At 65.2% G+C, this 833-nt stretch carries 1 protein-coding gene; it reads right to left on the bottom strand.

The features are described 5' to 3' along the window. Positions 1–687 (bottom strand): amidohydrolase family protein (locus AC1D1X_RS24665; RefSeq protein WP_477699537.1); only part of this gene is annotated, 687 nt, incomplete at its 3' end. Positions 688–833 lie beyond the last annotated feature (146 nt).

Genomic DNA, 833 nt, shown 5'->3' on the forward strand with positions numbered 1-833 from the left:
CTTCATGTACAGATTCGGGCAGTCGCTGGCGAGGCGGCGAACGTCGGACGCCCAGGTGGGGTCCACCGCCGGCCCGGTTGCGCCACCCAAATGGTCGATGATGATGCGCAGATTGGGCACCGCGGTACAAAGCGCCTGCACCTGGCTCTTCGGATTCCTGGTCCCCCGGCTGATGATGTCGAGCGTCATACCGCGCGCTGCCAGGTCGCGCAGGCTGGTGAGCTGTGCCGCGCTGAGCGTGATGCCCTCAGCCGGGCCGGTGAGATAGCCGCGGATTCCCACGAAGCGCGGGTCCGTTGCGAACCGCGCGAGATCGGTGGAAAAGTTCGGCGCGCCTACCTCGATGTTCCCGACGAAGAACGCGTAAAACGGATCGTTCTTGATGAGGTCGAGGACCCACTGGTTGTCCTGAACAATGCCGCTCGCTTCCACGATCCCGGCCGCCACCACGCCCTGGGACCTGGCGAATGCGCTGTACTCCGGCGGCAGCACGTCGCGGAAGATCGGCCCCTCCGCCGCTGTGGGCCATGGCACACCGCCGGACCGGGTCACCTGCCAGAAGTGAATATGCGTCTCGACGATGGGCCGTTTGCCGGGCGGGGCGTTGCGTTCGGCGGATTCGATCGCAGCCAGCAGCGCCTGATCGACGGCACCACGCCCCCCGCGCGCCGCTGCGAGCCACGTCATGCCAGCGCCGCCGCTGCTGCCGCGCAGTGCCTCAGGCCTTTGCTTACTGTCTCCTTCATGGTCTTCTCCTTGTCGGGTTGATGGGTGTTCCGGAACGAACCCTGTCATACGGTAAGTCAGTGGTAACTGACACATTGTTGATGCAG

Source organism: Polaromonas sp. P1_G4, from assembly GCF_056405475.1.